The sequence below is a fragment of the Holdemania sp. Marseille-P2844 genome, from assembly GCF_900120005.1.
Classification (GTDB): domain Bacteria; phylum Bacillota_I; class Bacilli_A; order Erysipelotrichales; family Erysipelotrichaceae; genus Holdemania.
On the sequence record NZ_LT635454.1, the window covers coordinates 280649 to 293992 of the forward strand.

Annotated in this window: 12 protein-coding genes and 1 other RNA gene; 11 read left to right on the forward strand and 2 right to left on the reverse strand. The window is 51.8% G+C overall.

Annotated elements, in window-relative coordinates:
• From tpiA to smpB, 6 genes are all read left to right on the forward strand, one after another.
• Positions 1-744, forward strand: a complete 744-nt coding sequence (gene tpiA / locus BQ7364_RS16060) for a triose-phosphate isomerase (protein WP_072685685.1) — start codon at positions 1-3, stop codon at positions 742-744.
• Between the two features lie 62 nt (positions 745-806).
• Entirely contained in the window at positions 807-995 is a 189-nt protein-coding gene (locus tag BQ7364_RS16065; RefSeq protein WP_039863675.1) for a LiaF transmembrane domain-containing protein, read from the forward strand.
• Positions 996-1065: 70 nt separating this feature from the next.
• Positions 1066-2364 (forward strand): phosphopyruvate hydratase, encoded by a 1299-nt coding sequence (gene eno, locus BQ7364_RS16070; protein WP_072685686.1) that lies wholly within the window; start codon positions 1066-1068, stop codon positions 2362-2364.
• Between the two features lie 237 nt (positions 2365-2601).
• Positions 2602-2826, forward strand: coding sequence for a preprotein translocase subunit SecG (secG, locus tag BQ7364_RS16075; RefSeq protein ID WP_006057619.1), 225 nt, complete (start codon positions 2602-2604; stop codon positions 2824-2826).
• A 55-nt stretch (positions 2827-2881) separates the two neighbouring features.
• The gene (gene rnr / locus BQ7364_RS16080; protein WP_072685687.1) at positions 2882-5134 is read left to right on the forward strand and encodes a ribonuclease R; all 2253 of its coding nucleotides are present in this window, start codon (positions 2882-2884) and stop codon (positions 5132-5134) included.
• 12 nt (positions 5135-5146) lie between these two features.
• Positions 5147-5602, forward strand: a complete 456-nt coding sequence (gene smpB, locus BQ7364_RS16085; RefSeq protein ID WP_072685688.1) for an SsrA-binding protein SmpB — start codon at positions 5147-5149, stop codon at positions 5600-5602.
• A gap of 264 nt (positions 5603-5866) precedes the next feature.
• Here smpB and BQ7364_RS16090 read toward each other — a convergent pair whose 3' ends face one another.
• Together BQ7364_RS16090 and BQ7364_RS16095 are read right to left on the reverse strand one after the other, a co-directional pair.
• Positions 5867-7741, reverse strand: coding sequence for a DUF2207 domain-containing protein (locus BQ7364_RS16090; RefSeq protein WP_072685689.1), 1875 nt, complete (start codon positions 7739-7741; stop codon positions 5867-5869).
• Between the two features lie 90 nt (positions 7742-7831).
• Positions 7832-8383, reverse strand: coding sequence for a LemA family protein (locus BQ7364_RS16095; RefSeq protein WP_072685690.1), 552 nt, complete (start codon positions 8381-8383; stop codon positions 7832-7834).
• A gap of 345 nt (positions 8384-8728) precedes the next feature.
• Here BQ7364_RS16095 and BQ7364_RS16100 point away from each other — a divergent pair, with 345 nt between their 5' ends.
• The 5 genes from BQ7364_RS16100 to BQ7364_RS16120 all read left to right on the forward strand — a co-directional run bounded on the left by BQ7364_RS16100 (position 8729) and on the right by BQ7364_RS16120 (position 13338).
• A complete protein-coding gene (locus tag BQ7364_RS16100) occupies positions 8729-10387 on the forward strand; it encodes a Na/Pi cotransporter family protein (protein WP_072685691.1) in 1659 nt (552 codons plus the stop codon).
• 148 nt (positions 10388-10535) lie between these two features.
• Entirely contained in the window at positions 10536-11513 is a 978-nt protein-coding gene (locus BQ7364_RS16105; RefSeq protein ID WP_072685692.1) for a D-2-hydroxyacid dehydrogenase, read from the forward strand.
• Positions 11514-11560: 47 nt separating this feature from the next.
• Positions 11561-11937: a transfer-messenger RNA gene (gene ssrA / locus BQ7364_RS16110) on the forward strand.
• Between the two features lie 169 nt (positions 11938-12106).
• Complete coding sequence (locus tag BQ7364_RS16115) at positions 12107-12619, forward strand: GntR family transcriptional regulator (protein WP_072685693.1); 513 nt, start codon at positions 12107-12109, stop codon at positions 12617-12619.
• The gene (locus BQ7364_RS16120; RefSeq protein ID WP_072685694.1) at positions 12616-13338 is read left to right on the forward strand and encodes a GntR family transcriptional regulator; all 723 of its coding nucleotides are present in this window, start codon (positions 12616-12618) and stop codon (positions 13336-13338) included. The genes BQ7364_RS16115 and BQ7364_RS16120 overlap by 4 nt, the downstream gene beginning before the upstream one ends.
• The last annotated feature ends 6 nt before the right edge of the window (positions 13339-13344 follow it).

The window sequence follows — 13344 nt, forward strand, 5'->3', positions numbered from 1 at the left end:
ATGAGAAAACCAATTATTGTCGGAAACTGGAAAATGAATAAGACCTGCGCGGAAGCGGTCAGCTTCATCAATGAAATTGAACCGAAGCTGCACGACGGCGCAGATTACGGCATCGCGGCTCCGTTCACAGCGCTGAAGGACTGCGTCAATACGGCGAAGGGTCTGATCGTTGCGGCAGAAAACTGCCACTTTGAAGACAACGGCGCATTCACCGGTGAAGTCAGCGTACCAATGCTGGAAGAAATCGGTGTGAAATGGTGCATCATCGGCCATTCCGAACGCCGTCAGATGTTCAATGAAACAGACGAAACGGTCAACAAAAAGGCCAAGCGTTTAATCGAAGCGGGGATCACGCCGATCCTGTGCATCGGTGAAACTGAAGCTCAGTTTGACGCCGGCCAGACCGAAGAAGTCATCCGCGCGCAGCTGAAGGGCGGCCTGGAAGGGCTGTGCCCGAAGTGCGTCGCCAAGATGGTTCTTGCATATGAACCGATCTGGGCGATCGGCACCGGCAAGAGCGCAACCAAGGAAATCGCGCAGAACTGCTGCCACATCGTCCGTGACCAGGTTCGCGTGATGTTTGGCGATGAAGCGGCGGAAGGCGTCCGCATCCAGTACGGCGGATCGGTCAAGCCAAACAATATTAAGGAATACATGGCCATGGAAGATATCGACGGCGCTCTGATCGGCGGAGCTTCGTTGAAAACGGATTCCTTTGAAGAAATTATCAACGCGACAAAATAAGGTAAAATGACAAAATTCCCATCGATCCTCTGTCTATAATGAAGCCAAAAGGAGGCGTCGTTATGAAAAAGAGGATCGGCGGGATTCTGATTGTTTCCGGCGCCATCTTGTTGCTGAATCCGACTCTGGACGTCCAACAGCTGATGGCCGGTATGGAAACGATGCTGGTCAGCTACTGGCCGGTATTGCTGATCGTTCTGGGGCTGGCGCTGCAGAACGACGGCAGAAAAACAAAGAAAACACACCGTTAGCATTTGACTTTTCCCCAAATGAAAAGGGAAAAGGAAAATAGAACAGGTAATCACAAGGAGGAAATTGAAGATGCCTAGTATTATTGATGTTTACGCACGCGAAGTCCTGGACTCCCGCGGCAACCCAACTGTTGAAGTCGAAGTGACGACAGAATCCGGCGCTTTCGGACGCGCGATCGTTCCATCCGGCGCATCCACAGGCGAAAGAGAAGCACTGGAACTGCGTGATGGCGATAAGAGCCGTTTCATGGGCAAGGGCGTAACGAAGGCGGTTGCCAACGTTAACGATATCATTGCCGACGCTGTCTTAGGCATGGACGTTACCGATCAGAACGCGATCGACAAAGTCATGATCGAACTGGACGGCACCAACGATAAGTCCAAACTGGGCGCGAACGCGATCCTGGGCGTTTCCATGGCTTGCGCACGGGCCGCTGCAGATTACTATGATATGCCGCTGTACAAGTATTTCGGCGGATTCAACGGCAAGACGCTGCCAGTTCCGATGATGAACGTCTTAAACGGCGGCAGCCATGCGGATTCCACGGTTGATTTCCAGGAATTCATGATCATGCCGGTCGGCGCAACTTCCCTGAAGGAAGCTGTCAGAATGGGCGCTGAAACATTCCACAACCTGCGCAAAGTCTTAAAGGGCAAAGGCTACAACACCAACGTCGGTGATGAAGGCGGCTTCGCTCCTTCCTGCGTTGAAGGCAATGAAGAACCGCTGAAGCTGATCGTTGAAGCGATCAAGGCTGCGGGCTATGTTCCGGGCAAGGATATCTGCATCGCCATGGACGTTGCGGCTTCTGAATTCTACAATGAAGAAACCGGCAACTACGATCTGGAAAAATCCGGACAGGGCACAAAGACCACGGATGAAATGATCGCCATGTATGAAGAATGGGTTGAAAAGTACCCGATTGTTTCGATCGAAGACGGCTTAGGCGAAAGAGACTGGGACGGCTGGAAGAAACTGACAGACAAGCTGGGAAGCAAGATTCAGCTGGTCGGCGACGATCTGTTCGTTACGAACCCGGCAATCCTGAAGGAAGGCATTGAAAAGGGCATCGCCAACTCGATCCTGATCAAGGTCAACCAGATCGGTTCGCTGACAGAAACCTTCGACGCTATCGAAATGGCGAAGAAGGCGGGCTATACCTGCGTCGTTTCCCACCGTTCCGGTGAAACAGAAGATACGACCATCGCGGATATCGCCGTCGGTCTGAATGCAGGCCAGATCAAGACCGGTTCGATGAGCCGTACTGACCGTATCGCGAAGTACAATCAGCTGATCCGGATCGAAGACGAACTGGGCCCAATCGCTGAATACCAGGGCATGAACTGCTTCTACAACGTTAAGAAATAAGCAGAATACATCTTCATTTGAAAAGACAGTCTTTCACAGGCTGTCTTTTTTCACAAAAAAGGAATGTCAACAGAGAAAAGAAGTTAAGCCAGCGGATTAAATCTCTTGTTCCTGGTGAACAATAAGGAAGAAGCGCAGGGAATTCCCGCTTTCCTCCTGAAATTCAGCGGAACTGTTTGCAATTTGACTACGCCTTTGTTATAATAGAAAAGCGATAAATCTGAAAGGAGGATTAAGATGCTTGATATCTTATTGATGGTGGTGTCCGTGATTTTAATACTTCTTTCTCTGTTACAAAGTGGAAAATCAGACGGGATCAGCGGTGCTTTTACTGGGAGCGGCGGATTAAATCTGTTTGCCAATGTAAAAGAGAGAGGACCGGAGAAGATTATTTCCAATGCCACCTTGGTTGTCGGAATTTTGTTCTTCGTGCTGGTCATTGTGATTAGGGTACTGAACTAACGGCCGTCAACAGCGGCCTTTTTTCATATTATTAAAGGAAATTCGAGGTGAGGTTATGGAACAAATAGACATAAAACAACAAATTGAAACGATGATTGCCGACGAGCATTACCGACCGTTGAGTCTGGCTCAGCTGCAGGAAACGTTAGGCTTAGCAACAACAGAAGAATTCGTGGCGATGAATAAAGCGGTCAACGAACTGGCTGAACAATATGTGATCGTGTTCAGTCAGAAAGGCAATCTGATGCCGGCCAGAATGGGCGGTTACTATCAGGGAGCGTTATCCGTAAACCGCAAAGGTTTCGGCTTTCTGGATTTGGAAGGAGAGAACAGCATCCACATCACGGAAGCCAATCTGCATGGGGCGATGAACGGCGATGTGGCAATCGTCAAGAAACTGCCGTCTTTCTACGGCAGCGACGAGGGCGAGGTCATCCGCGTTCTGCAGCACAAAACAAACACGCTGGTCGGGACGTTTTTCTCTTCGCCAGGCAAGGGTCTGCAGCTGCGGCTGGACGACGAGCGGATTAAAGCCCGGCTGATCGTCAAAAACTGGCAGGCCTTTAAAATGGTCAGCGGCACGAAGGTGTTATTGAAGGTCTTGCGCTACGGTGATCCGATGGAGCTGGAAATTGTCCAGCTGTTAGGCCATATCGACGATCCGGGCGTGGATATTTTGTCGGTGCTGCTGGAATACGATATCGACCCGCAGTTCCCACAGGAAGTCATGGAACAGGCGCAGCGGACGCCATCGCGCGTATCGCCGAAAGAAAAAGAAGGCCGCCGCGACTGCACTGGGAAAATGATTATCACGATTGACGGCGAGGATTCCAAGGATCTGGACGACGCGGTCTGCGTTGAGAAGATCGCCGGCGGATACCGGCTGGGCGTTCATATTGCGGACGTTTCCCACTATGTTCCAGAGAACAGTCCGCTTGATCAGGAAGCGCTCAAACGCGGCACGTCCACCTATGTCGTCGACCGTGTGGTACCGATGCTTCCGCACCTGTTATCCAACGGCATCTGTTCCTTGAATCCGAAAGTGCTGCGGTTAACGCTGTCGTGTGAAATGGAGATCAGCGAAGCTGGGGAAATCCTCAATTATGAGATCTTTCCATCCTATATTAAGACAACGGAGCGGATGACCTATACCGCGGTGAACGCAATTCTGGAAGGCGAGGAAGAAGCCTGCCGGAAATACAAAAAGCTGACGGAGATGATCGGTTTGATGCGGGATTGTTCCCGGGCGATCCGCAAGCGCCGTCATGAGGCCGGAGCGATCGACTTTGAAACGCCGGAAGCGAAAATCATTTTAAACGAACAAAATAAAATTCAGGAAATTCAGGTGCGCGAGCGCAAGGAAGCGGAAATGATCATTGAGGATTTCATGGTCACGGCTAACGAATGCGTGGCCCGGCACATGAAATGGCTTGAGATTCCGGCCTTGTACCGGGTGCATGAAGCGCCGGAGCCGAAGAAGCTGCGGGATTTTGCGAAGATTGTCCTGTTGATGGGCAAGCGCTTTAAAGGCAGCGTTGAACAAATCCGTCCGCTGCAGCTGCAGCAGCTTTTGGATTCGTTCAAAGACGATCCGGCCTATCCGGTCATCTCGACGATGATGCTGCGAAGCATGCAGAAGGCGAAATATGACCCGCGCTGTCTGGGCCATTTCGGACTGGCGCTGGAAGAATACACCCACTTCACCTCGCCGATCCGTCGGTATCCGGATTTGATCGTTCACCGGATGCTTCACAAATACGGTTTCGGAACTGCATTGGATCAGGAGATGATGAAGCAGGACGAACTCAAAATGGAGGAATACGGCAAGCTGACCTCTGAGCGGGAACGGGCCGCGATCGAGGCGGAACGCGAAGTCGAAGACATGAAGAAAGCCGAATACATGGAGGATCAGATCGGCAAGATTGCCGAAGGCGTTATCAGCGGCGTTACGAAGTTCGGTTTCTTTGTCGAACTGGAAAACACCGTCGAAGGTCTGGTCCACGTGCAGAAGCTGACGGACGATTACTATCATTACGATCCGGATACGCTGAGCCTGAAGGGCGAGCGGACAAAGAAGATATACCGGCTGGGGCAGCGTGTCAAGATTAAAGTGACCGGCGCCAGTAAGCTCCATCAGGAGATCGACTTCGATCTCGTCCGGCCGCGCAAGGAAAAACGCGAGCCTATTCCCGCAGCGAAGAAAAAAGCCGGTCCCCGCAAGGAACCGAGCCGGCCTGCGGAACCGGCTCCGGTCAAAAGCAAACGTCGGCGCACCCGCCGGCGGAAACCGAAACCCACCCAAGCATAAGGAGGAATCACGATGAGCGGTGAAAAAATCATTGCCGTCAACCGCAAGGCGTCCCATGACTATTCGTTGGAGGAACGCTTTGAAGCCGGACTGGTCCTGACTGGAACTGAAATTAAATCGATCCGTCAGGGCAAGGCGCAGTTTAAGGATGCCTACGTCAGCTTCATCAGCGGTGAAGCCTGGATCAAGGAGATGCACATCGCGGCCTATGATCATGGCAACCAGTTCAATCATGACGAAACCCGCCAACGGAAGCTGCTGCTGCACAAGCTGGAGATCGTCAAGCTCCAGCAGAAGGTCAAGCTGAAGGGCTATACTGTCGTCCCGGTGAAGCTGTATTTAAAAAACGGCCGGGCCAAGATGGAGATCGCGCTGGCTAAGGGGAAAGCGTTGTACGACAAGCGTGAGGACGCGAAGCTGAAGGACGCGAAGCGGGAGATGGAGAAAGCGATGAAAGCACGGTGGTAAGCCGTGTTTTTTTGTTCTGCAATGGAAGTAGAAAAGCCTTTATTTTTGAGCGAATGACAGAGCATCAGCCTGAAACAAAGAACAAGATGAAAGTACTGCGCACGATAAAACGGCAATGCTGGCGGAACGAAGCTCGGCTCTTAAAGAAATAGGCGCTGCTTGTCTGAATGATCGGCAGAAGAAAAGCCGCAAGTTCTAATAATCTGCAGCTTTTGTGTTCATTGCGATTGGCGGATATTGAGATCAGAATGCGGATTGAGCTGCTTACCAGCCGCTGCCAGAGGTGCCGCCGAAGCCGCCGCCGGTAAAACCGCCGCCCCCGCCTCCGCCGAAGCTGCCGCCATGCGGACCCGAGCTTGAGGAAACCGGCGCGGAGGTCATGGCTCGCTGGAACGAATTCATATTGCGGTCCAGCCGGCTGATCATATACCACGTTGTCCAGCCATCCGGGCCGTAGTACCAGGTTGGCGGTTCCAAGGTCAGACCCCGGAAATGTTCCGCCCAGATATCCGATAAGCCCAGCGCGTAGGCATAGGGCAGAATCGAGTAGAAGTAAGTTGGATCATCTTTTACCAACATGGCCAGACGGTCCTTTTCCGCGTACAGAATGAAGTTTCGCAGACCTAAGACTTTCCCGGTTAACCGCTGTCCCCGCTCGGTCCGCTTCTTCATGAAAACCGCGCAGAGAGCGCTGATCAGCGTGCAGATGCTTAAGAAAACCGGGCAGAGCCAGCTCTGGCGTGCTGTCAGAAAGGCAATCGCCAATAACAGCGCCCACAGACCCGTAAGCAGGACCATACCGAGAAGCATACCGAATCGAAAGCCGCCGCCGGCACTGTGCCAGCGCTGCTGCAGACTGCTGCCCATGATGATGACGATGATCATCACGAAATACGGAATGATCAGGAATACGATTGCCGCGAAGCTGAATTCAACGGCATAGAACTGCAAGGCCGCCAGAATCGCAATCGGCAGCGGCGCTAACAAGGTTAAAATTACCTGTAAGGTTGAAGAGAGCTTGGTGAACAACCGCTTTTCCGGCAGCCGGTAATAAGCGGAATAATCCTGGATCGCCTGATTGAGATGGGTGTAAAACTTCTCCTCCAGCTGTTTTGTCGTCACGCTGTCGCGATTGTTAAACAGCGCGTTGAACAACCGCAGCTCCGCGACCGGCGTATCCTCCGGCAAAGCTTGCAGCTTATTCAGCTTCAAGGTCTTCTTTTGATCCTCAATCGTCAGGTAGCCGCGATTCGCCCAGTCCAGAATCAGCGACAAGACTTCCTGGTTCTGCACGGAACCGTTTAGAATCATACCGACCTCGGTGCTGGAGATCCCCTCCGGCGCTGTAAATTCGACCGGAATGATCAACGTTTCATCACGACCCCACCGCATCAGACAGAAAATGCTGAGCAGCGTGATAAAACCGCCGAGAATGGCGAGGGGCAGGGAATAATCAGCTTGTTTCGGATAGATGAAATACTGATCAGGCAAGTCCAGCTTAACCGTGATCCCCTCAAACGGAGCCAGCGCGGATAAGGTTTCGCCGCTGAAGGTCGTCCCTTCCTGCTCAAAGCGGAATTGATCCTGCGGCAGATCAGAATAGAAGTACAGCTGGCTGGCATCGAAGCTTTTTGGCATCGTGACCCGGAAGGTGACCTTCTCAATCGTTGTATCCCAGTGAACAGAAATCAGATTCCAGTAAAAACTCTGGATATTGCCCAACCTCAAATCGCGGGTATGCACCTGATAGCGGATCTGATAGGTTTCTTCAGATTGGGCGTAGGTATCGGCGCTGCCCAGGCGGAGGTTGTAGTAATCATCCTCATCGCTGAGCTTGGCTTCATGACCTGAGAGCACTTCGATGTGGTCGATCGGAAAGACGTAGCTGCGGTTTATCACGGTATCGCCAATCTGCCATGATACATTGCGGTAACGTTTGGGCAGCGTCAGATTTAAGCCGTGCAGGCGCTGCTGAAACTGAACGTCGAGCGTTTCCGTAACGGTATACACCCCATCTTCGCTGACCTCAATCTGAATGTCGTAATGGTCGATCGTGAAGCCTTCCTGAGCGTGAATCGGCTGCAGCCCGAGGAAAAGCAGAAACAGCGTCAGAACGCTGAATAAAATTCGTTTTTTCATAAATTCCACTCCTTACTGTCCGAATGCCGGCATTCCCAACTGGGTTCCGGCATCGCGCCAAGGTTTAAAAAATATCGCGGAAAGCGATATTTAGAAAGAAACTTTGACGTTTTCGCGCTGAGCTTCATCCTTAACGACAAACAACGGCATTTTCTTAAAACCGCAGATCATCGCGATCAGATTGCTCGGAATCGTTTCCGTGCGGGTATTGAAGGCTTTAACCACACCGTTGTAATACTTGCGGGCGTTGGCGATTTCCCCTTCCATGTCTTTCAGCTGCCGCTGCAGATCAATGAAGTTAGTGTTGGCCTTCAGATCCGGATAGCTCTCCGAGATCGCCATCAAACGGCCTAACAAGCCGGACAGATTCTGTTCCTGGGCGATTTTTTCATCCATCGAATGCGCGTTCATGGCCAGACTGCGGGCGGATACGACTTTTTCCAGTGTTTCCTTTTCATGCGCTGCATAACCCTTGACCGTTTCGACTAAGTTCGGGATCAGGTCGTAACGCTTAACCAGATACACATCCATCGTGGAGAACGCTTCCTCAACTTTATTTTTTAACGATACAAACCCGTTGTAGGCCGCGATAAACCAGATGACCAGCACCGCGAGCACGACCAGTAAAATAATCCACATCATGCGTATATTCCTCCTCTGCCGTCCTATGAGGACTTGGTCTTATTATAGCATAGCTTGCGCCGCAACATTCTATCCCTGCCCGCGTTTTAAGAATTCTGAAAGAAGTGGGAGAGATTGATGATTTCTGTGAATGAAGCCGGCGGCGCGAGGAAAACTAAGCGCGGCGCGGTTCAGCCGGTCGGATTTTACAGACCGGATCAGGAAGCCGATTCCTGAAAAAGGCAGTCATTCTGACGGAAATCGTAAAAAAGCAGCGAATGAAGGCAGATTAACGGAAAATTAACAGAAACTTAACAGTCATTTTCTTTTTTTCTTGGTATCTTTACCTTTGAGAGGAGTGGAAGGATGACGTTACAGGATATTCAGTGGGATATGATTTTAGGCGGCTTCGGGCTGTTCTTATTCGGCATCAAATTTATGGGGGACGGTTTAAAGAGCTTAGCCGGGGATAAGCTGCGGGATTACATTGATAAATATACGTCGAAACCGCTGATGGCGATTGTGATCGGGGCCCTGGTCACGATTATGATCCAGTCCAGCTCAGCGACGACGGCGATTACAATCGGGTTGGTGCGGGCCGGGTTAATGCGGCTGGAACAGGCGGCGGGGATCGTCATGGGCGCCAACATCGGTACGACGGTGACGGCGTTTCTGATCGGCCTGAAGGTGGAACAGTTCGCCTTGTTCTTCGTGTTTGCGGGCGGCGTGGTGATTTCGTTTGCCAAGCGGAAAAAGAGCCGCACGGTTGGCGAGATTGTGATGGGCTTCGGCTTGTTGTTTTATGGGTTGCGGATTATGGGCGATTCTTTGTCGATGCTTAAGGACATGCCGGAATTCATCGCCTTTGCGGAAATGATGGGCCGGCAGCCGCTTCTGGCATTGTTGGCAGGCACCGTGCTGACCGCGCTGATTCAGGGCTCGGCGGCGACCATCGGCGTGGTGCAGAAGTTAGTGGAAGCGGGGGCGATGTCGATGTCGGCAGCGCTGCCGTTTGTGTTCGGCTCCAATATCGGCACGACCATCACCGGCGTCTTCGCGGCGATCGGCGGCAGTCTGGCGGCCAAACGGACGGCAGGCTTACATACGTTGTTCAATGTGATCGGCACCCTGATCGGCATGCTTCTGCTTCAGCCGTACATCCTGCTGATCCAAAAGCTGTCGGCGATGCTGAACATCGCGCCGATGATGCAGATCGCTGTTGCGCATATCCTGTTTAACGTCGGGGCGACGATCCTGTTTTTCCCATTCTTAAAGCAGATGTGTCAGCTGGTCAAGAAACTGATTCCGGGGCAGGAACCGGAGCGGCTGGATATCAAAATCGACGATCTGGACGAGAAGATTATTCACGAGCTGCCGGCCTCGGCGCTGGAGCTTGTCCACAAGTCGATCTTTAAAATGGTCGACGTCGTAAGCAAGACGGTGCAGGAAGCAAAAAGTTATTTCGTCAAGGGCACCGACGAGGAGGACCGCGAGATGATCCTGCAGTCGGAGGCACTGATCAACAGTTTCGATGCGAAGATCACGCAGTATCTGATGCAGATCTCCAAGGAAAATCTGTCGGATAAGGAAATGGCGGACCTGAATCTCAATCTGCAGGTGATCAAAAATCTGGAACGGATCGGCGATCTGACCGTGAATCTCGTCGAGTTCTTCGAAATGGTCAGCGAAGATCAGTCTTCGTTCTCCGCCGGTGCGAAGGACGAGGTGCTGCAGATGTTCGACTTGTTTGATCACATGCTCGCCCAGTCCGTAAGAGTTTATGAATCGCAGGATTACACACTGTATTCCGCGCTGCTGGAAGATGAGAATTACATGGACTTGCTGGAATACAAGGCCCGGCAGAATCACTTCGACCGGATGAGCCGCCAGGAGTGCAGTTCGGCTGTCGCGGGTTCCGTGTTCTGCGATATTCTGGGCAACCTGGAGCGAATGGCGGATCATACGTGCAATATCGCCCGCTGCGCGATTGAATCAACCGGCATGGAAGCGGCAGAGAAACATTAAAGAAGAAGCTGTCCGGATCGTTTGCGGGTTTGCGGCAGGGCGGCGCTTGTCTTGGGACTGAATGCGGAAAAGCACTACATCGGCGAGCTGGATGATTGACGTGCGCCAACCGCTCAGGTACAATGAAGCCAGAAAGAAGGTTTGGGCAATGGAAAAAGTAAAAGTTTGCTGGATCATTCCGACCGAGGCTTCCCTGCAAGAGACAATTCAGGCGGCTTGTCCGCAGGCGGAGATTGATTTCTGCGAACGCAACGAGCTGGATGAAGCGCGGCTTGCGGAAGCTGAAGTTGTGATCGGAAATCTTCCCAACCGCTGGCTGCCTCAGTCGAAGGCGCTGCGCTGGCTGCATCTGGAAAGCGCTGGCGCTGAGCAATATGTAAAGGAAGAAGGATTGGCCCAGGATGTCCTGCTGACCAATTCGACCGGTGCTTACGGACCGGCGATTGCGGAGCACATGCTGGCAGGAGTGCTGTCGATCTATAAAAAATTAAATCTCTACCGGGAAAATCAGAAGCTGCGGGTGTGGAAAAATGAAGGAAAGGTTCGTTCGTTGAAAGGATCGTCAGTGCTGATCGTCGGTTTGGGCGACATCGGCCGGGAATTTGGCTGGCGGATGAAGGCGTTAGGGTGTACTGTAACGGGCGTGAAGCGAACCCCGGGCGGTTGTCCGGATTATGTTGACCGGCTGGTGCTGATGGATCAGATCGAGGAAGAACTGCCGCAAGCAGATATCGTCGCGCTGTGTCTGCCAAGCACGCCGGAAACCCGGCACTTCTTCGATCAGCGGCGGCTGGCGCTGACGCGTCGGGATTGTGTTCTCGTCAACGTTGGCCGAGGCGTTACGGTGGATACGCCGGCGTTGTGCGCGCTGCTGGATCAGGGACACTTCGGCGGGCTGGTTCTGGACGTCGTGGATCCGGAGCCGCTGCCAATGAATAATCCGTTATGGGGTTATGACCGCGTGATTCTGACGCCGCATGTCTCAGGCAACTACAACCAACAGAGCACCTACGACACGGTGATCGCGATGGCGCTGGAAAATTTGCAGCGGTATCTGGACAGACAGCCGCTGAAATACCGGGTTGACCGTCAGAGCGGCTACCGAATTTCCAACAATGGCGAATAATTTGACGGAATGCGGTTTATGCTATATACTGTTATAGCATAACAACTGGGGTTGTCATGGTTTCGACAGGTCTAAGTTGGATTCAGACTGCAGTGGGGCGGCTGCCTAACAGCCAACAAAAAATAACTGGAAAATCTTTTTTAGCTAATCTGTTCGGTGGAAACCGTCAGGTTGCTTTCGCTGCTTAATATCTCGGCATAGAGATTGCAGCTGCTGCCGGTGATTCTTTCTTCAGGTTGCCGGACAGTATCAGAAATGAAGGATAAGGAGATTCGGCGTCTGGACGGATTTCCCGACAATCAACAGACAAACTCAGATCGTTTTGTCCGTTAACATATCTGTTTTATAAGCAAACGGAATAAACTGTAGATGTCTGAATGGGGACTATTCCTGGACCGGGGTTCGACTCCCCGCAGCTCCACCAAAAGTCGAACAGCCGAGCGCATGCGCCCGGTTTTTTATTTTTATCCCTACAATTCTAAAACCGGTGGTTTTATGGCGAAACACAGTTCCCAAAGAGGGAAGGGTGCCGGCTTGAGCTTATTTTTCAGAAGTGGTATACTATACTAAACCACTAGGAAAACGGTGAAATTATGAATGATGAAGTCTATGTCACACGCCAGCTGGATCAATTTGAATCAATTACTCAGGCTTTGGAAGCCCGAGGTTTTCATTACGTCTATCCGATTCTGGATCAGTCGGTGATCGAAGCAAATAAGCTGATCAGCGAACAGCTTCAGATCCCGATCGCCACCCGGATCTTCAGCTATCGAAAACTGCGGATCGTGGAAGGCAAACCGCGGTCAGTCGAACAGGTCTATATCGAATATGAAAAAGTCCGCGGAATCGAAACGCTGCCGCTGGAAAACCGGTCGCTGTACCGTGTCCTGCGCGAACAATTCGGCTATGATATTTGCCGGAATGAAGAGGAAATCCGGATCGTGCATGCCAGCGAGGAAGAAGCGCAGCTGCTGCAGGTGGAAGACGACGCCGAGATTCTGATGAGCACCGGTCTGACTTATCTGGATTCGATGAAACCGCTGGAATATTTTCAGATCGTTGCAATCCCCAGCTTTTTCAAGTTCAGGAGCGTGACGACGGTATGAGTATGGAAAAAGCAGTCTATGTGCAGCTGATGGAAAACATTCTGGAGAAAATCCGCACCGGCGAATACCGCGTGGGCGAGAAAATCATGTCGGAACGGCAGATGGCGCAGCAATACGGAATCAACCGCCTGACGGTGCGCAGCGCGATCAAAAAACTGGTGGAAGAAGGAACGCTGGTCTCGATCCAGGGCAAAGGCACCTTTGTCAGCCGGCTGCCAAAAAATGAAAAAAAAGTAACGTTCGGTGATAATGAAAACGTCAGCTTAAGCCGCAATCTGGTGCAGAGCGGTTTCCAGTCCACCCGGACGGTGCTGTCGTTTAAGCAAATTGAAAACCAGGGAGCAACCCGTGATTACTTTCCCGACAGTCCGCAGCTGTATGAATTGATCCGGCTTTCCCGGATCGACAATCAGCCCTATGCCCTGCAGATCTGTTACTTTCCCGTCTCGCTGTTTAAGCAGCCGGAGCGGTTTAACTTCGGAGAAGGTTCCTTATATACCTATATGGAGCTGCAGGGGCATATGCCCAAGACCATCATCTCGGATATGGAAGTCCAGGAAATCCCGGCCGCCTATCGGCAGGTGATGGAGGCGGATCCGAAAAAGCAGGTCTTCGCTTACCAATATTTCGGATTTGACGAACAGCATCGTTTAGTTGAGTTTACGAAAGCCTATTATATGCCGGAATATACGTCGTTTAAATATGTAACAAAGAAATAGTGTGAA

Bases quoted from the DNA above. Each gene is read 5' to 3' on its own strand.
- tpiA (WP_072685685.1), top strand. From the start codon at position 1: ATGAGAAAACCAATTATTGTCGGAAACTGGAAAATGAATAAGACCTGC.
- BQ7364_RS16065 (WP_039863675.1), top strand. From the start codon at position 807: ATGAAAAAGAGGATCGGCGGGATTCTGATTGTTTCCGGCGCCATCTTG.
- eno (WP_072685686.1), top strand. From the start codon at position 1,066: ATGCCTAGTATTATTGATGTTTACGCACGCGAAGTCCTGGACTCCCGC.
- secG (WP_006057619.1), top strand. From the start codon at position 2,602: ATGCTTGATATCTTATTGATGGTGGTGTCCGTGATTTTAATACTTCTT.
- rnr (WP_072685687.1), top strand. From the start codon at position 2,882: ATGGAACAAATAGACATAAAACAACAAATTGAAACGATGATTGCCGAC.
- smpB (WP_072685688.1), top strand. From the start codon at position 5,147: ATGAGCGGTGAAAAAATCATTGCCGTCAACCGCAAGGCGTCCCATGAC.
- BQ7364_RS16090 (WP_072685689.1), bottom strand. From the start codon at position 7,741: ATGAAAAAACGAATTTTATTCAGCGTTCTGACGCTGTTTCTGCTTTTC.
- BQ7364_RS16095 (WP_072685690.1), bottom strand. From the start codon at position 8,383: ATGATGTGGATTATTTTACTGGTCGTGCTCGCGGTGCTGGTCATCTGG.
- BQ7364_RS16100 (WP_072685691.1), top strand. From the start codon at position 8,729: ATGACGTTACAGGATATTCAGTGGGATATGATTTTAGGCGGCTTCGGG.
- BQ7364_RS16105 (WP_072685692.1), top strand. From the start codon at position 10,536: ATGGAAAAAGTAAAAGTTTGCTGGATCATTCCGACCGAGGCTTCCCTG.
- BQ7364_RS16115 (WP_072685693.1), top strand. From the start codon at position 12,107: ATGAATGATGAAGTCTATGTCACACGCCAGCTGGATCAATTTGAATCA.
- BQ7364_RS16120 (WP_072685694.1), top strand. From the start codon at position 12,616: ATGAGTATGGAAAAAGCAGTCTATGTGCAGCTGATGGAAAACATTCTG.